12 protein-coding genes are annotated in these 17,748 nt (G+C 60.4%); 11 read left to right on the forward strand and 1 reads right to left on the reverse strand.

What is annotated here, in order from left to right:
* The first annotated feature begins 70 nt into the window (after positions 1 to 70).
* The 9 genes from ytfQ (at position 71) to N2601_RS06655 (ending at position 11,615) form a co-directional block, all read left to right on the forward strand.
* The gene (gene ytfQ, locus N2601_RS06615; RefSeq protein WP_104823036.1) at positions 71 to 1,033 is read left to right on the forward strand and encodes a galactofuranose ABC transporter, galactofuranose-binding protein YtfQ; all 963 of its coding nucleotides are present in this window, start codon (positions 71 to 73) and stop codon (positions 1,031 to 1,033) included.
* 189 nt (positions 1,034 to 1,222) lie between these two features.
* Positions 1,223 to 2,746, forward strand: coding sequence for a galactofuranose ABC transporter, ATP-binding protein YtfR (gene ytfR / locus N2601_RS06620; protein ID WP_260303858.1), 1,524 nt, complete (start codon positions 1,223 to 1,225; stop codon positions 2,744 to 2,746).
* Complete coding sequence (locus N2601_RS06625) at positions 2,743 to 3,771, forward strand: ABC transporter permease (RefSeq protein ID WP_104823038.1); 1,029 nt, start codon at positions 2,743 to 2,745, stop codon at positions 3,769 to 3,771. The genes ytfR and N2601_RS06625 overlap by 4 nt, the downstream gene beginning before the upstream one ends.
* Positions 3,768 to 4,736: a galactofuranose ABC transporter, permease protein YjfF gene (yjfF, locus tag N2601_RS06630; protein ID WP_104823039.1), complete on the forward strand. Its 969-nt coding sequence runs from the start codon at positions 3,768 to 3,770 to the stop codon at positions 4,734 to 4,736. The genes N2601_RS06625 and yjfF overlap by 4 nt, the downstream gene beginning before the upstream one ends.
* 15 nt (positions 4,737 to 4,751) lie before the next feature.
* Positions 4,752 to 5,498: a FadR/GntR family transcriptional regulator gene (locus N2601_RS06635; protein WP_104823040.1), complete on the forward strand. Its 747-nt coding sequence runs from the start codon at positions 4,752 to 4,754 to the stop codon at positions 5,496 to 5,498.
* A gap of 102 nt (positions 5,499 to 5,600) precedes the next feature.
* The gene (gene glmU, locus N2601_RS06640) at positions 5,601 to 6,962 is read left to right on the forward strand and encodes a bifunctional UDP-N-acetylglucosamine diphosphorylase/glucosamine-1-phosphate N-acetyltransferase GlmU (protein WP_104823041.1); all 1,362 of its coding nucleotides are present in this window, start codon (positions 5,601 to 5,603) and stop codon (positions 6,960 to 6,962) included.
* A 219-nt stretch (positions 6,963 to 7,181) separates the two neighbouring features.
* Positions 7,182 to 9,008, forward strand: coding sequence for a glutamine--fructose-6-phosphate transaminase (isomerizing) (gene glmS / locus N2601_RS06645; protein ID WP_104823042.1), 1,827 nt, complete (start codon positions 7,182 to 7,184; stop codon positions 9,006 to 9,008).
* A 176-nt stretch (positions 9,009 to 9,184) separates the two neighbouring features.
* The gene (locus N2601_RS06650; protein ID WP_104823043.1) at positions 9,185 to 9,889 is read left to right on the forward strand and encodes a DUF502 domain-containing protein; all 705 of its coding nucleotides are present in this window, start codon (positions 9,185 to 9,187) and stop codon (positions 9,887 to 9,889) included.
* A gap of 229 nt (positions 9,890 to 10,118) precedes the next feature.
* On the forward strand, positions 10,119 to 11,615 hold the full coding sequence (locus N2601_RS06655) for an esterase-like activity of phytase family protein (protein WP_445944989.1): 1,497 nt from the start codon (positions 10,119 to 10,121) through the stop codon (positions 11,613 to 11,615).
* 43 nt (positions 11,616 to 11,658) lie between these two features.
* On the opposite strand, the gene recG is transcribed toward N2601_RS06655, so the two are convergent.
* A complete protein-coding gene (gene recG, locus N2601_RS06660; RefSeq protein ID WP_104823044.1) occupies positions 11,659 to 13,764 on the reverse strand; it encodes an ATP-dependent DNA helicase RecG in 2,106 nt (701 codons plus the stop codon).
* Between the two features lie 172 nt (positions 13,765 to 13,936).
* On the opposite strand from recG, the gene N2601_RS06665 reads away from it, so the two are divergent.
* Together N2601_RS06665 and mfd are read left to right on the forward strand one after the other, a co-directional pair.
* Positions 13,937 to 14,251, forward strand: a complete 315-nt coding sequence (locus N2601_RS06665) for an FAD assembly factor SdhE (protein WP_104823045.1) — start codon at positions 13,937 to 13,939, stop codon at positions 14,249 to 14,251.
* Entirely contained in the window at positions 14,248 to 17,748 is a 3,501-nt protein-coding gene (gene mfd, locus N2601_RS06670; RefSeq protein WP_104823046.1) for a transcription-repair coupling factor, read from the forward strand. Before N2601_RS06665 ends, mfd begins: the two co-directional genes overlap by 4 nt.

Below are 17,748 nucleotides of genomic sequence, written 5' to 3' on the forward strand. Positions count from 1 at the left end.
CGATTTACAAAAGTATTACTATATGATTTTTTGCCTTCGGCCGTAGGAGTTGGCCAATTGGGAGGACATCATGAAATTTAAGACTGCACTGGTGAGTGCCACGATTCTTGCTGCTTGCATGTTTACGACCGCATCGGCAAAGAATTTGGTCGTCGGCTTTTCGCAAATCGGTTCGGAATCCGGCTGGCGTGCGGCGGAAACGACGGTTACGAAACAGCAGGCTGAAAAGCGCGGCATCGACCTCAAATTCGCCGATGCCCAACAGAAGCAGGAAAACCAGATCAAGGCGATTCGCTCCTTCATCGCGCAGGGTGTCGACGCGATTCTCCTGGCGCCCGTCGTGGAAACGGGATGGGACTCTGTTCTGAAGGAAGCCAAGGAAGCCAAGATCCCCGTCATCCTGCTTGACCGCACGATCAACGCCCCGAAGGATCTCTATCTGACCGCCGTTACCTCGGACCAGATTCACGAAGGCAAGGTTGCCGGTGACTGGCTTGTGAAGACTGTCGGCGACAAGAAGTGCAATATCGTCGAGCTGCAGGGCACCACCGGTTCCTCGCCGGCCATCGCCCGCAAGAAGGGCTTCGAAGAAGCCATCAAGGGCCATGACAACCTGAAGATCGTCCGCAGCCAGACCGGCGATTTCACCCGCGCCAAGGGCAAGGAAGTCATGGAAAGCTTCCTGAAGGCCGAAAATGGCGGCAAGGACATCTGCGCGCTCTACGCTCATAACGACGACATGGCCGTTGGCGCTATCCAGGCGATCAAGGAAGCCGGCCTGAAGCCGGGCAAGGATATCCTGACCGTATCCATCGATTCGGTTCCGGACCTCTTCAAGGCCATGGCGGCCGGCGAAGCAAACGCGACGGTGGAACTGACGCCGAACATGGCCGGCCCCGCCTTCGATGCCCTCGACGCGTACCTCAAGACCAAGAAGGAGCCGCCGAAGTGGATCCAGACCGAGTCGAAGCTGTACACACAGTCTGACGACCCGCAGAAGGTCTACGAGGAGAAGAAGAACCAGGGCTATTGATGTAAAAAAAGCGAACCGCATCGGCTGGCAAACGGCCGATGCGGGCTTTTCTACGCGGCATTGCGGGCGGGGAAGCTTCCGCATTTAGGTGAACTACCCGAATGCGAGTAAGATGTACGCACGGCGCTTTAGCGAGCGGCGTATTTCGCACCTTTGCATACCGGCTCAATTCAAGGAAATTCTTGCTCCATGGCTCACGATGTCGAGCGTCTTCTGACGGCTACCGGCTTCTGCAAATATTTTCCCGGCTCCACCGCTCTGGATCATGTCGATTTTACGTTGCGGCGGGGCGAGGTTCATGCGCTTCTCGGCGAAAATGGTGCTGGGAAATCGACGCTGATCAAGTGCATGACCGGCGCCTATCGCCGCGACGCAGGCAGCCTTGTTCTCGATGGCGCCGAAATCGACCCGCACGATACGCTGGCGGCGCAGAAGCTTGGTATCGGAACGGTCTATCAGGAGGTGAACCTCCTTGCGAATTTGAGTGTAGCGGAAAATCTGTTTCTCGGCCGGCAGCCAAGACGGCTCGGCATGATCAGCAGCCGTGCGATGAACAGCATGGCGAAAGACCTGTTGTCGCAATACGGCATAGACATCGATGTCAGCCGTCAGCTCGACCGTTTCTCCGTCGCAATTCAGCAAGTCATCGCGATCGCACGTGCCGTGGATCTCTCTGGCAAGGTTCTGATCCTCGACGAGCCGACGGCCAGCCTCGATACGCACGAAGTTGCCATGCTTTTCGGTATTATCCAGAATCTGAAGCAGCGCGGATTAGGAATTGTTTTCATTACGCATTTTCTTGAGCAGGTCTATCAGATTTGCGACCGCATAACCGTTCTGCGCAACGGCCGCCTTGTGGGCACGCGCGATGCGGAGGGCCTTTCCCGGCAAACCCTGATCGCCATGATGCTGGGCCGCGAACTCGCGCAGGTCGAAGCGACCGCGAAGCAGGCGGTCGGCGAAAGCGGGCCGGTCAGATACCGCTTCACCAATTTCGGCAAACGCGGCAAAATTAAGCCCTTCGACCTGGAGGTTCGGGTCGGAGAAGTGGTTGGGATTGCCGGTCTGCTGGGCTCAGGACGCACGGAAACCGCGGAAGTGCTCTTCGGCGTCGAGCGCGCCGACAGCGGCGAGGCAAAGATCGAGGACAGGAATGTGACCCTTTCGGGCCCTCGCGCTGCCATCAAGAGCGGCTTCGGCTTTTGCCCCGAAGACCGCAAGACGGATGGCATCATCGGCGATCTTTCCATCCGCGAAAACATAGTCATGGCGCTCCAGGCCCGCCGCGGCTGGGCGCGCCCATTACCGCGCAGCGAGCAGAACGCGATCGCCGATCGTTATATCAAGGCGCTGGATATCCGCACCACCGACCGCGAAAAGCCGATAAGGCTGCTGTCCGGCGGCAATCAGCAGAAGGCCATTCTGGCGCGCTGGCTGGCGACCAATCCCAATTTCCTGATCCTGGACGAGCCGACGCGCGGCATCGATGTCGGCGCGCACGCGGAGATCATCCGACTGATCGAAGATCTTTGCCAGCAGGGAATGTCGCTAGTCGTGATCTCGTCCGAGCTGGAGGAACTCGTGGCCTATAGTTCCCGCGTCATCGTGCTGCGTGACCGCGAACATATTGCCGAACTGACAGGCGACAAGATTACCGCCAGCCATATCGTCGACTCGATCGCGACGGGCGAGAGCAAGCGGGAGGAAGCATGAGTTCCCAGATCAAGGCCCTGTTGCTTCGATTGGCCCCGCAGCTCATTGCGCTGTCAGCGATTCTTCTATTGAATTTCATTATGTTCCCACAGTTCTTTCATCTGGAACTGCAAAATGGCAGATTGTATGGCAGCATCATCGATGTTCTCAATCGCGGTGCGCCCGTAGCGCTTCTGTCCATCGGCATGACGCTCGTCATCGCCACCAAGGGCATCGATCTCTCGGTCGGCGCGGTGATTGCAATTTGCGGCGCCGTTGCCGCATCCGCCATCGTCTCCGGACATTCTCTCGCCTATACGCTGATACTGACCATCGGCGTCGGGCTTGCATGCGGGCTTTGGAACGGGTTCCTCGTCGCGGTTCTCGATATTCAGCCGATCATCGCCACGCTGGTGCTGATGGTCGCCGGCCGCGGGATAGCCCAATTGATCACCGAAGGCGTCATCATGACCTTCAATGACGATGGGCTCATCTTCTTGGGAAGCGGGTCCTTCGGCTCCCTGCCGATGCCTGTCGTCATCTGGCTGTTGGTGGCATTGGCGGTTATTCTTCTGGTGAGACGCACGGCTCTCGGCATGCTCGTCGAGGCGATCGGCATCAACCGGCGGGCCAGCACGCTGTCGGGCATTCAGACGCCGGTGCTGCTGATCGCCGTCTATGCGCTGAGCGGCCTGTGCGCTTCGATCGCCGGCATCATCGTTTCCGCCGATATCAAGGGCGCCGATGCGAACAATGCCGGTCTTTGGCTCGAACTTGACGCGATCCTGGCCGTCGTCGTCGGTGGCAATTCCCTTCTTGGCGGCCGTTTCAGCATCGTCGGCTCACTGATCGGCGCGATGATCATCCAGTCGGTCAATACCGGCATTCTGCTGTCCGGCTTCCCGCCGGAGTTCAATCTGGTGATCAAGGCCGTCATCGTCATCATCATTCTGGTCATCCAGTCTCCAGCTCTCCAATCCGTCTCGTCGTTTTTCTGGCGTCGGCGGGGCGCGGCGCAGATGATCCATGAGGAGCAGGCAAAGTGAATTCGAAATATCTTCCTCTGCTCGTGACGATCGTCATTTTCCTGCTGGCCTACACCGGCTGCGTGATGGAGTTTCCGACCATGCTGTCGACGCGCGTCGTCGGCAATCTGCTGACGGATAACGCTTTTCTCGGAATTGCCGCCGTCGGCATGACGTTTGTCATCCTTTCCGGCGGCATCGATCTGTCGATCGGTTCGGTCATCGCCTTTACCGGCGTCTTCCTGGCTATCATTCTGCGAGATACCTCGATCCATCCGTTGCTCGCCTTCGCGCTTGTTCTGGCGATCACGACGATCTTCGGCGCGGGCATGGGTGCCATCATCCACTATCTCAGCATGCCGCCCTTCATCGTCACTTTGGCGGGCATGTTTCTCGCGCGCGGCATCGCTTTCGTCCTCTCGATCGACAGTATCCCGATCGAGCATGATTTCTATTCGCAACTGAGCGATCTCTATCTATTGCTGCCAGGCGGCGGCCGTCTGACGCTGATCGGCGGTATCATGCTGATCGTCTTTGCAGGCGGCATTGTGCTGGCGCATCGCACCCGCTTTGGCGCCAACGTCTATGCGTTGGGCGGCGGGGTGCAGACGGCTCAGTTGATGGGTGTGCCGGTCGGCCGCACAACGATCCAGATCTATGCGCTGTCCGGCTTTCTCGCCGGTCTATCCGGAATCGTTTTTTCGCTCTATACGTCGGCAGGATATTCGCTGGCTACGGTTGGGGTCGAGCTGGATGCCATTGCCGCCGTGGTCATAGGTGGAACATTGCTCACGGGGGGAGCAGGGTTCGTTGGAGGAACTCTCATCGGAATTCTCATACAGGGCTTGATTCAGACTTATATCACCTTTGATGGAACGCTCTCCAGTTGGTGGACTAAGATATTAATCGGGCTGCTGCTCTTTGCGTTTATTCTGATGCAGAAGGGACTTCTGCTGCTTTCCCGCTTCAATCGACGTTACGCTTAGGGAAGGACAGAGTGTTTGCGCGGCCGATTGCTTGAAACCAGGAAAACCGAAGGAAAATCCCGAACGAGCCATGCTCAGGTCGTGGATGATCTTGGAAAAGCGATTGTGTCCGGCGCCTTTCCCATCGGCAGCATTCTCCCTGGCGACAGCGATCTTCTGCAGCGGTTCAAGGTGTCGCGCACCGTGCTGCGCGAGAGCATGAAGACGCTCGCGGCAAAAGGATTGGTCGTGCCGCGCGCCCGCGTCGGAACCCGTGTCACCGAAAAGATCCATTGGAACATGTTCGACAGCGCGGTGCTGACCTGGCACTTTGAAAGCGGCGTCAACGAGGAGTTCCTTCTCCACCTCTACGACATTCGTTTGGCCTTCGAGCCGTTTGCCGCCAGCCTCGTGGCGAAGCGGGCCAGCCCCGAAGAAATCGAGTCGTTGCGAAAGCTGGCGATGGCCATGGCCGCGCCGGAACATACGCCTGATAGTCTCGCCGTCGCCGATCTTCACTTTCACCTGGCGATCACGGAAGCCTCCCACAATCCCTTCATGCGTTCGCTCGGCGGCCTGATCGAAGCGGCCCTCGTCGGCATGTTCCGGATGAGCGCACCTCCGACCAGCAACGGCTTCGGCAATATTGCCGATACGCATATGGCGATCGTCGACGCTATCGCCGCCGGCGACGAATTGGCGGCGCACAAGGCGATGGAATTCGTTATTTTCGACGGCCGCCGGCATGTCCAGCAAGCCTTCGCGGCGCTCGCGGACGCTTGACGTCTACGTCTAATTTCGCCGTAGTTCACCGCTCAACTAGTTGCTATGAGGAGATGAGGCCTGCTCTCGGGCCTCATCGGACCGTATCTTTCGGAGCTTGAAATGGAACGCACCTGCCTCGCCATCATCCTCGCCGCCGGCGACAGCACCCGCATGAAGTCGTCGATCTCCAAGGTGCTGCACCCAATCGCCGGCCGTCCGATGATTGCACATGTGATGGACGCGATTGCCAAGACCGATATTTCTGCTGCCGCGCTCGTGGTCGGCCGCAACGCGGAGGAGGTCACTGCGGCGGCCGCCGTCGGCGGCGTCAAGGTGGAAGCCTATCTGCAGAAAGAGCGTCTCGGCACCGGCCATGCAGTGCTTGCGGCGCGCGAGGCGATCGCCAAAGGGTATGACGATATTCTCGTGGCCTATGGCGACGTACCGCTGCTCACCGATGCGCCGCTTCGCGCGGCACGTCAGGGGCTAGCCGATGGCAATGACATCGTCGTCATCGGCTTTCATACGGAAAACCCCAACGCCTATGGCCGGCTGCTCGTCAAGGACGGCGAGCTGATCGCCATCCGTGAGGCAAAGGACGCGACCGACGCCGAGCTTGCGGTTACCTGGTGCAATAGCGGCCTGATGGCGATCAACGGCCGCAAGGCGCTCGATCTGCTCGACCGTATCGGCAACGACAATGCCAAGCGCGAATATTATCTGACCGATCTCGTCGAGATCGCCCGCTCTCTCGGCGGCCGCGCGGTCGCCGTCGATGCGCCCGAAGTGGAGATGACCGGCTGCAACAACCGCGCCGAACTCGCCGTTATCGAGCGGCTCTGGCAGGAGCGGCGCCGTCATGAGCTGATGCTTTCAGGCGTCACGATGATTGCGCCAGAAACGGTGTTTCTTGCCTATGACACGGTAATTGGCCAGGACGCGCTGATCGAGCCGAACGTCGTCTTCGGCCCCGGCGCCGTCATCGATGGCGGCGCGGTCATCCATGCCTTTTCGCATATCGAAGGCGCCCATGTCAGCGCCGGCGCCACGGTCGGCCCCTTCGCGCGGCTGCGTCCGGGTGCGGACCTTGCCGGCGGCTCGAAGGTTGGTAATTTCTGCGAGGTGAAGAACGGCAAGATCAGCGAGGGCGCGAAGGTCAATCACCTGACCTATATCGGCGATGCCACGGTCGGCGCCGGCAGCAATATCGGCGCGGGCACGATCACCTGCAACTATGATGGCGTCAACAAGCACGAGACGCATATCGGCGCCAACAGCTTCATCGGCTCGAACTCGTCGCTGGTTGCGCCCGTGCGTATCGGCGACAACGCCTATGTCGCCTCAGGCAGCGTCATCACCGAGGATGTGCCTGCCGATGCGCTTGCCTTCGGTCGCGCCCGCCAGGAGGTAAAACCTGGCCGTGCCAAGGTCATTCGCGAGAGAGCCTTGGCCATCAAGGCAGCGAAGAAGGGCAGCCACTAAGCCTAAAGTCCAGCGCATGAGCCCTTAAATCGGAATCGATTTAAGGAAAGGAATATGCGCTACTCTAAAGTCCTACTGCGTTCTCAACGCGTCCTTTGGATCCGCGTTGCAGTAGGGTCGCGTAACGGTCGGAAACCGAAAGTGACCATCGCGGCAATTGAGAAAACTATAAGAATCATTAGGACTTGCGCCAAGATTTTGGGCCAGACGGAGAATTGCATGTGCGGCATTGTCGGGATTGTCGGAACGAAGCCTGTGGCGGCACGATTGGTGGATGCCTTGCGGCGTCTCGAATATCGCGGCTACGATTCGGCTGGCGTTGCCACCATCCATAACGGCGTCATGGACCGCCGCCGCGCCGAAGGAAAACTCTTCAATCTCGAAAAGCGACTGGATGTCGAGCCGCTACCGGGCGTCACCGGCATTGCTCACACCCGCTGGGCGACCCATGGCGTTCCCAACGAAACCAACGCCCATCCGCATTTTGTCGAAGGCGTCGCCGTCGTTCACAATGGCATTATCGAGAATTTCTCCGAGCTGCGCGAGGAATTGAAGGCCGAAGGCCGGGTCTTTGCCACACAGACCGATACGGAAGTTGTTGCGCATCTTCTGGCGAAATATCTCCGCCAGGGCCTCGATCCGCGCGCAGCCATGCTGAAGATGCTGAACCGCGTCACCGGTGCCTATGCACTGGTCGTCATGTTCCAGAACGATCCCGACACGCTCATGGCGGCCCGCTCCGGCCCGCCGCTCGCCATCGGTTTCGGCAATGGCGAGACATTCCTCGGCTCCGACGCGATTGCGCTGGCGCCCTTCACCAACGAGATTACCTATCTCGTCGACGGCGACTGCGCGATCATCACCCGCGATGGCGCCACGGTTGTCGATTTCAGCGGCCAGGAGGTCAGCCGCGTTCGGCAGATATCGCAGGCGACTGCCTATGTCGTCGACAAGGGCAATCATCGCCACTTCATGGAAAAGGAAATTTACGAGCAGCCGGAGGTGATCTCCCATGCGCTCAGCCAATATGTCGATTTCGCCAGTCATCGAGTGCGCCCGAATGCGTCGGCGATCGATTTCAGCGCGGTGTCCAGCTTGGCGATTTCAGCCTGCGGCACGGCGTATCTTGCCGGCCTGATCGGCAAATATTGGTTCGAGCGTTATGCCCGCCTGCCGGTCGAGATCGATGTGGCTTCCGAATTCCGCTATCGCGAAATGCCGCTATTGCCCTCGCAGGCTGCGCTATTCATCTCGCAATCCGGCGAAACGGCGGATACGCTTGCATCGCTGCGCTACTGCAAGGATCATGGCCTGAAGATCGGTGCCGTGGTCAATGTGAAGGAATCGACCATCGCGCGCGAATCCGATGCGGTGTTCCCGATCATGGCCGGCCCCGAAATCGGGGTTGCCTCTACCAAGGCCTTCACCTGCCAGCTTGCTGTGCTCGCATCTTTGGCGATCGGTGCCGGCAAGGCGCGTGGTACGGTCAGCGCTGAGGACGAACAGGCGATGGTGGGTCATCTCGTTGAGATGCCGCGCATCATGGCCCGGGTGCTGAACATCATCCAGCCGCAGATGGAAAGCCTTGCCCGTGAGATCTCAAAGTTCAACGACGTGCTTTATCTCGGACGCGGCACCAGCTTCCCGCTCGCCATGGAAGGCGCGCTGAAGCTCAAGGAAATCTCCTACATCCACGCCGAAGGCTATGCTGCCGGCGAGCTGAAGCACGGTCCGATCGCGTTGATCGACGAGAACATGCCTGTTATCGTCATTGCGCCCTATGACCGCTTCTTCGACAAGACCGTCTCCAACATGCAGGAGGTGGCGGCCCGCGGCGGCCGCATCATCTTCATCACCGACGAGGCAGGGGCTGCGGCTTCCACCTTGCCGACAATGGCGACGATCACCCTGCCGGTTGTCGATGAAATCATCGCACCGATCATCTTCTCGCTGCCGATCCAACTGCTCGCCTATCACACGGCAGTCTTTATGGGCACGGACGTCGATCAGCCGCGCAATCTCGCCAAGTCGGTGACGGTAGAATAGGCCGTATTCCCCGCTCTTTTCCTAAAATAACGTCGTCGTGAATGGGGCGCCGATTCCCATTGATGACATGACTGCCGGGTTGTGCGACGCGCCGATTTCTGGCACGTTTTACGGAGGAGATGGTGGGGGAATTTGCCGGTTAGCGGTGGCGACGGAACGGAGTTTTCGAACGGCGAATGACGGAAAAACCCATCAAAGTGTCTGTGGCAACGCGGATCAGAAATAATTTCCTGGCGGGCCTGATTATCTGCGCGCCGATCGCCATTACGCTCTGGCTCACTTGGTCTGTGGTCCACTGGGCCGATAGCTGGGTCAGGCCCTATATTCCGGCCCGCTATGATCCCGAAAGCTATCTGAACTTCGCGGTTCCTGGCACCGGCTTGGTGATCGCGATGATCTTCATCACGATCGTCGGTTTCCTCGCCAAAAACCTCATTGGCCAAAGCATCGTCCGTTTCGGCGAATCGATCGTTCATCGTGTGCCGCTGGTGCGAACCATCTATAAGAGCGTGAAGCAGATTTTCGAAACCGTGCTGAAAGAGCAGGGCACGTCTTTCAAGAAGGTTGGCCTAATCGAATATCCGAGCCCCGGCCTCTGGTCGATGGTGTTCATCTCGACCGATGCCAAGGGTGAAATCGCCTCCAAGTTTAACGCTATGGGGCATGACATGGTGGCCGTTTTCCTACCGCCGACGCCGGTGCCGACAGCCGGTTTTCTGGTTTTCGTTCCGCGTGAAAAGATCACCATTCTCGACATGAGCCCGGAAGACGGCGCCAAACTGCTGATCTCCGGCGGATTGGTCTCACCGGAATATCGGGAAAAGCTGATCGGCAAGGAACTGCCTCCGCCGGCGCCTGTTCCCGCAAAGACTTTGTCTTAGAGCCAGCCATTTCCTGATCTCCCCCTCTATCGCCCACGCGTTTGGGGCGAGTTGTCATGTCCTTATCATGTTGCCGTCTTAGACCGTCTGCCAGAAAGGCAATCGGGCGCATCTCATTGTCGAATGTCTGGGCTCAGTGCCGGACGTATCGTTCGACGCGGCTTCAGGCCGGGTCTGGAGGTGAATGCCGTTCCAGCCAAAAGGGCTTTTTCATCAGGAGGATATTGCCGTGAAAAATGTGCATTCAATGACTTTGCCGCTGCTCTCCGTAGCGCTCGCCACTTTCGTTTTTGCTGCGCCGGCCGCAGCCCTCGCCGATAATTCCGTTACCGTCGGCAATGTCACGCTGGTCAACAAGGGCCGCGTCGCCGTCGGGCGCATCCCGGCCAATCAGCGCGACAAGTTCGGCGAGACCTTCGGCTCCGGTTCGGGCATGTCCATCGACACCAAGAGCTGGGTGCGCAATGCCGATGGTTCCTACAAGGGTTCGCTGTGGCTGCTGCCGGATCGTGGCTATAATGCTGTCGGCACTACCGACTATCGTCCGCGCCTCAACACCGTCGATATCCAGTTGACGCCGGTTGCTCCGGGCGCAACACCGCCGGCCGGCAAGGAACAGTCTGGCGTCGTCGCCAAGCTTGCCGACACCATACTGCTCACCGACAACAAGGGCGCCGATACGACCGGTCTCGACCCTGCTAACGGCACTCGCCATCCGGAAGGCAGCATGCCGCTGCTGCCTCAAGCGCCGAACGGCAAGATCTCGCTCGACAACGAGGCCATCGCCCGTCTGTCCGACGGCACGATGTTCATCAGCGATGAATATGGCCCCTATATCTACCGCTTCTCCGCTACGGGCCTAATGATGTCTGCCACCCAGCCGCCGGCTGCACTGCTGCCGATGCGCAATGGCGCGGTGAACTTCGCTTCCAACAATCCGGGGCCGGGCGAAACGGCTCCCGATCCGAAGGATCCGACGAGCGGCCGCCAGAACAACCAGGGCCTCGAGGGCATGTCGATGACCCCGGACGGTAAGTTCCTGATTGCCGTGCTGCAGTCGGCAACCCGCCAGGATGGCGGCGATTCCAGCTCGACCCGACAGAACACCCGCGCGCTGATCTACGATGCCGCTGATCTGGCGCATCTGAAGCTCGTGCATGAATATGTCGTGCCGCTGCCGGTCTTTAAGGACGACAAGGGCAAGACGCTCGTCGCTGCCCAGAGCGAAATCGTGGCCCTGTCGCCGACAAACTTCCTGATGCTCGCTCGCGATAGCGGCAATGGTTACGGTGTGAAGGGCGATAAGTCGCTTTACCGCAGCATCAACATCGTCGATGTCTCGGCGGCCACGGATATTGCCGGCAGCAAATTCGATGCCGACACGGCGCTCGCTCCCAAGGGCGTTCTCGATCCGTCGGTAAAGCCGGCTGCGGTCAGCCAGTTCATCGATATCAACGATAGCGCCGATCTGGCTCGTTTCGGTCTCCACAATGGCGCGCCGAACGATCGGAACAACCTCTCCGAAAAGTGGGAGGCCATGTCGCTCGTCAGCGTGCAGGATCCGAAGCTGCCGGATGACTACTTCCTGTTTGTCGCCAACGACAACGATTTCCTCACCCAGGACGGTTTCCAGGTTGGCGCGGCCTATAAGGGCGATGGCGGAGGCGATGTCGACACCATGTTCCAGGTGTTCCAGGTGACGATCCCCGGCCTGTCGGCCAAGTAACGGCCTTTTGATCTGGATGGACGCGATTGCCGCGTCCATCCACCTATCCCGCCCTAAGGAACCGGATCGCCTCGTCGCGGCGGAAAAGATAGAGCAGGGTGCGCACCGCCATGCCGCGCTCGCCCGTCAGCTCCGGATCGCGCTCAATGAGATAGGCGGCGTCCTTGCGAGCGATTTCCAAGAGATCGGCATGGGCTTCGAGGCTGGCGATGCGGAAGCCCGGCGTGCCCGACTGGCGCGTGCCAAGCAACTCACCCTCGCCACGCAGCTTCAGGTCTTCCTCGGCAATTCGGAACCCATCCTCCGTGTCGCGCATGATCGAGAGCCTCGCATGGCCGGTTTCGCCGAGTGGCCCCTTGTAGAGCAGGATGCAGGTGGATGCCTCGTCGCCACGTCCGACGCGCCCACGCAACTGGTGCAACTGCGCCAGGCCGAAACGCTCGGCATGCTCGATCACCATGATGGTCGCATCCGGCACATCGACGCCGACCTCGACGACAGTCGTAGCAACCAGCAGGCGGATCTCGCCATTCTTGAAGGCCATCATCACGGCATCTTTTTCCGGTCCGCTCATGCGGCCGTGAATGAGCCCGATGCCGGGTCCGAGCGCCTTGGTCAAACTTGCGTGCCGCTCCTCGACCGACATTAAATCGGATTCTTCGGTTTCCTCCACAAGTGGGCATATCCAATAGGCCTTTTTGCCTTCGGATAAAGCGCTCTTCAGCCGTGAAACGATATCGCCGGTTCGTTCCGTCGGAATGGTGATCGTCTGGATCGGCTTGCGTCCGGCGGGCTTTTCCGTGAGCTTGGAGACATCCATGTCGCCGAAGGCGGCGAGCACAAGCGTCCGCGGGATCGGCGTTGCCGTCATGACCAGCATATGCGGCGAGATACCCTTCGCCGTCAGCCGCAAGCGCTGGTGTACGCCGAAGCGGTGCTGCTCGTCGACGACGGCCAGCATGAGATTGGCGTAGGTCACGCTGTCCTGAAACAGCGCATGCGTGCCGATGACAATCTGCGCTTCGCCGGAGGCGATACGTTCCAGGATGGCGTCGCGCTCGCGGCCCTTGGTGCGCCCGGTCAGCACTTCGACGGAGAGATTGGCACCGGCCGCGAATTTCGAGATCGTCGCATGATGTTGCCGCGCCAAAATTTCGGTCGGCGCCATCAACACCGCCTGACCGCCGCTTTCGATGACCGCGGCAATCGCCATCAGCGCCACCAGCGTCTTGCCGGCGCCGACATCGCCCTGCAGCAGCCGCAGCATGCGCTCCGTTCCGGCCATATCCTTGAGAATATCGGCCACGGCCTCCCTCTGACTGTTCGTCATCGAGAAGGGAAGGGATTCCAATATGTTCTGGCTGATTGTTCCCGTGGGATGCACAGGCTGCCCGGCAACCTTGCGCAGACGCTGACGCACCAGCGACAGCGACAACTGCCCGGCGAGGAATTCGTCATAGGCAAGCCTACGACGGGCCGGCGCCTGGGGATCGATATCGGCGGCATCCCGCGGCGCGTGCAGCATGTGAAAGCTGTCTGAGATGGAGGGGAAGCCCTGCTTCTGCGTGAGCGCCGCATCGTCCCATTCGGGCAGTTGCGGCATGCGCGTCATCGCCCCTTCAATGGTCTTGCGCAGGAATTTCGGCGAGAGCCCGGCGGTCAGGGGATAAACCGGCTCGACAAGCGGCAGGTTCTCCGCCTCGCTTTCGCGCATGATATAGTCCGGATGCACCATCGACGGGCGGCCGTTGAACCAGTCGACCTTGCCGCTGACGGTCACCACCTCATCGATCGGCAGTTGCTTTTCCAGCCATTGCGCCTTGCCACGGAAGAACACCAGACCGAGTTCGCCGGTTTCGTCATGCAGGAAGACGCGATAGGGCACATTGCTGCGTGGATTCGGCGGCGGCTGATGGCGGTCGACGCGGCCCGTGATGGTGACGATCGTGCCCTGGGGCGCGCGAGCAATGCCCGGCTGCTCGCGCCGGTCGATGATGGAATGCGGTGCATGGAAGAGCAGATCGATGACGCGGCAGTCGTCTATGCTCTCCCGATCGAGCAGCTTCACCAGCAGTTCGGCAAGCTTCGGCCCAACGCCGGGCAGCGAAGAGACGGAAGCAAAGAGTGGATCGAGCACGGCGGGACGCATGGCCGGCAAAATGCGACGGGGAGGGTGGCTTGGCAAGGCCTGACGGTCATGCTGGCCTTTTCGAGGCGCACACTCCCCGGAAAATTGCACGCCGCATGCTTTTTTCCGAAAAACCGGTTCCCACCTTTCAAGGCTGGTTTTATAGAGACGCATCAACATAAAGGTGTTTTTGATGACTGGGCTGACTCTCAGCAGTGCCGATCTCGATCCCCGCCGCCGGCGCATTCTGTTTCGCTGTTGGCATCGCGGTATCCGCGAGATGGATCTTGTGTTCGGTCAGTTCGCCGACAACGAATTGCCCGGGCTTGCCGAGGCCGATCTCGATGAACTCGAGCGCATCATGGCCGAGGAAGATAACGATCTCGTCAAATGGATACTCGGAACGCAGCCGGTACCGGAGCATCTACGGACGCCGCTGTTCATGCGCCTTGCCGCCTATAAGCCCGATTTCGAGCAGATCGCCGAAAAGCTTGGGATAACCAGATGATCCCTGGTTTCGACGCGAAGAAACTGATCGCGGCAAGCGAGCCGCTGACGATCGGCCACGTTCCCGCCGGCCTGGAGCCTTTCCTGCTGGCTGAACTGGCGAGAACCGGCCAACCGGTTGCCTATGTCATGTCCGACGGCCAGCACATGGCCGATGTCGAACAGATGCTCGGCTTCATCGCGCCCGAAATTCCGGTATTGACGCTGCCCGCCTGGGACTGCCTTCCCTATGACCGCGTTTCGCCAAGCTCCGATACCTCAGCCCGCCGTCTGGCGGCACTCTCAGGCCTCATCGCCCACCATCACAAGCCGCATGCGGCGATCGTCCTGGTGACGGTCAATGCTATGCTGCAGAAGGTCGCGCCGCAGGATGTGATCGAAAGCCTGGCCTTCTCGGCCCGGCCGGGCAATCAGGTGCGCATGGACGACATCGCTAGCCGTCTGGAGCGCAATGGCTTCGATCGCGTTGCGACCGTGCGCGAAGTCGGCGAATATGCCGTGCGTGGTGGTATCCTCGATGTCTTCGTGCCGGGCACGGAAGAGCCGGTGCGCCTCGATTTTTTTGGCGACACGCTGGAAAGCATCCGCAGCTTCGATCCCGCCAGCCAGCGCACCACCGGCCAGATCCGCTCCCTCGATCTCAATCCGATGAGCGAGGTAACGCTGACGCCGGATACGATCAGTCGTTTCCGCAAGAACTATCTTTCCGCTTTCGGCGCGGCGACGCGCGACGACGCGCTCTATGTCGCCGTCTCGGAAGGCCGCCGCTATGCCGGCATGGAACACTGGCTACCGCTGTTCTACGAGAAGCTGGAGACTGTTTTCGATTATCTCCGCGGCTTCCGGCTCGTCACCGACCATACGGTGCGCGAAGCTGCCGAGGAGCGCTCCAAACTCGTTTTCGACTATTACGATGCTCGTCTGAATTCCGGGCAGGCGGCCAAGGGGCAGATGGCGCAAGGCACGCCCTATAAGCCGGTAACGCCCGGCCAGCTCTATCTTGACGGCGGCACCTTCGCCAAAGCGCTCGATGCCTTCGATGCCATGCGCATCTCGCCTTTCAATGAACACGAAGGCGAGGCCCGCCGCGTTGTCAGCGTCGATGCCCGGCAGGGGCCGCGCTGGGCGCGGTCCGCGACCGAGAGTGCCGACAGCGAGCGCGTCAACGTCTTCGATGCCGTCGTCAAACATATTGCCGACAAGCGGGCTGCGGGCGGCAGGGTGCTGATTTCAGCCTGGACGGAAGGTTCGCTCGATCGCCTGTTGCAGGTGTTGGCCGAACACGGGCTGGCTCGCGTCAAGACAATCGAGGCTTTCAAGGACCTCAACACCCTGGCGAAAGGCGAGGCGGCTGCGGCCGTGCTGAGCCTGGAAGCAGGCTTCGAGGCTGGCGATCTCATCGTCATCGGCGAGCAGGACATTCTCGGCGACCGCATGGTGCGCCGCTCCAAGCGCCGCAAGCGCGCCGCCGATTTCATCTCCGAAGTGGCCGGTCTCGACGAGGGTTCGATCGTCGTTCACGCCGAGCACGGCATCGGCCGTTTCGTCGGTCTGCGCACCATCGAGGCCGCCGGCGCGCCGCATGCCTGTCTTGAGCTACAGTATGCGGACGAGGCCAAGCTGTTCCTGCCGGTCGAAAACATCGATCTCCTGTCGCGCTACGGCGGCGAGGGCACCGAGGCGCAGCTCGACAAGCTTGGCGGCGGCGCCTGGCAGATGCGCAAGGCCAAGCTCAAGAAGCGCCTGCTGGATATGGCGGGCGCCCTGATCCGCGTCGCGGCAGAACGGCTGACGCGGCATGCGCCGGTGCTGACCTCGCCGGAAGGGCTCTATGACGAGTTCGCCGCGCGCTTCCCCTACGACGAGACCGAAGACCAGATGAACGCCATCGATGCGGTGCGCGACGATCTCGGCGCCGGCCGCCCGATGGATCGCCTCGTCTGCGGCGACGTTGGTTTCGGCAAGACGGAAGTGGCCCTGCGCGCCGCCTTCGTGGCCGCCATGAACGGCGTGCAGGTCGCCGTCGTCGTGCCGACGACGCTGCTTGCCCGTCAGCATTTCAAGACCTTCTCCGAGCGTTTCCGCGGTTTGCCGATCCGTGTGCAGCAGGCTTCGCGCCTCGTTGGCGCCAAGGATCTGGCACTGACCAAGAAGGAAGTGGCCGACGGCAAGACCGATATTGTCGTCGGCACGCATGCGCTGCTCGGCGCCGGCATCCAATTCGCCAATCTAGGCCTGCTGGTCATCGACGAAGAACAGCACTTCGGCGTCAAGCATAAGGAGCGCCTGAAGGAGCTGAAGAGCGACGTGCATGTGCTGACGCTGTCGGCAACGCCGATTCCGCGCACGCTGCAGCTTGCCATGACGGGCGTGCGCGAACTGTCGCTGATCACTACGCCGCCGGTCGACCGTATGGCGGTGCGCACCTTCATCTCGCCCTTCGATTCGCTAGTCATCCGCGAAACGCTGATGCGCGAGCACTATCGCGGCGGCCAGAGCTTCTATGTCTGCCCGCGTCTGGCCGATCTCGCCGACATCCACGCCTTCCTGCAGTCCGATGTGCCGGAGCTGAAAGTGGCCGTCGCCCATGGCCAGATGCCTGCCGGTGAGCTCGAAGACATTATGAACGCGTTCTATGAAGGGCGCTATGACGTGCTGCTCTCGACGACCATCGTCGAATCCGGCCTCGACGTGCCAACGGCCAATACGCTGATCGTCCACCGCGCCGACATGTTCGGCCTGGCGCAGCTCTATCAGTTGCGTGGCCGCGTCGGCCGGTCGAAAGTGCGCGCCTTCGCCCTGTTCACCCTCCCGGTCAACAAGGTGCTGACGACGACGGCGGAGCGCCGCCTGAAGGTGCTGCAGTCGCTCGATACGCTCGGCGCCGGCTTCCAGCTCGCCAGCCACGACCTCGATATTCGCGGCGCCGGCAATCTGCTGGGCGAGGAGCAGTCCGGTCATATCAAGGAAGTGGGCTTCGAGCTTTATCAGCAGATGCTCGAAGAGGCTGTTGCCGAGGTCAAGGGCGTTGACGAGATCCAGGACACCGGCTGGTCGCCACAGATTTCCGTCGGCACGCCCGTCATGATCCCCGACGATTACGTGCCGGACCTGCACCTGCGCATGGCGCTCTATCGCCGTCTCGGCGAGATCACCGAGATCAAGGAGATAGACAGTTTCGGTGCCGAAATGATTGACCGCTTCGGCCCGATGCCCATCGAAGTGCAGCATCTCCTCAAGATCGTCTACATCAAGTCGCTCTGCCGCGTCGCCAATGTCGAAAAGCTCGACGCCGGCCCGAAGGGCGTCGTCGTGCAATTCCGCAATAAGGAATTCCCGAACCCCGCCAACCTCGTCGGCTATATCGCCAAGCAGGGCACAATGGCGAAAATCCGCCCCGACCAGAGCGTATTCCTGACGCGAGATCTTCCGACGCCGGAAAAGCGGCTGCAGGGCGCGGCTGTGGTTATGACGCAGTTGGCGGAATTGGCGAAGTAG

This window comes from Rhizobium sp. CB3060, from assembly GCF_025200735.1.
Lineage (GTDB): Bacteria > Pseudomonadota > Alphaproteobacteria > Rhizobiales > Rhizobiaceae > Rhizobium.

Excerpts from the sequence above, each read along its gene's own strand:
- glmS (WP_104823042.1), top strand. The coding sequence starts at position 7,182 with ATGTGCGGCATTGTCGGGATTGTCGGAACGAAGCCTGTGGCGGCACGA.
- N2601_RS06665 (WP_104823045.1), top strand. The coding sequence starts at position 13,937 with ATGACTGGGCTGACTCTCAGCAGTGCCGATCTCGATCCCCGCCGCCGG.
- N2601_RS06625 (WP_104823038.1), top strand. The coding sequence starts at position 2,743 with ATGAGTTCCCAGATCAAGGCCCTGTTGCTTCGATTGGCCCCGCAGCTC.
- ytfQ (WP_104823036.1), top strand. The coding sequence starts at position 71 with ATGAAATTTAAGACTGCACTGGTGAGTGCCACGATTCTTGCTGCTTGC.
- mfd (WP_104823046.1), top strand. The coding sequence starts at position 14,248 with ATGATCCCTGGTTTCGACGCGAAGAAACTGATCGCGGCAAGCGAGCCG.
- N2601_RS06650 (WP_104823043.1), top strand. The coding sequence starts at position 9,185 with ATGACGGAAAAACCCATCAAAGTGTCTGTGGCAACGCGGATCAGAAAT.
- ytfR (WP_260303858.1), top strand. The coding sequence starts at position 1,223 with ATGGCTCACGATGTCGAGCGTCTTCTGACGGCTACCGGCTTCTGCAAA.
- recG (WP_104823044.1), bottom strand. The coding sequence starts at position 13,764 with ATGCGTCCCGCCGTGCTCGATCCACTCTTTGCTTCCGTCTCTTCGCTG.
- glmU (WP_104823041.1), top strand. The coding sequence starts at position 5,601 with ATGGAACGCACCTGCCTCGCCATCATCCTCGCCGCCGGCGACAGCACC.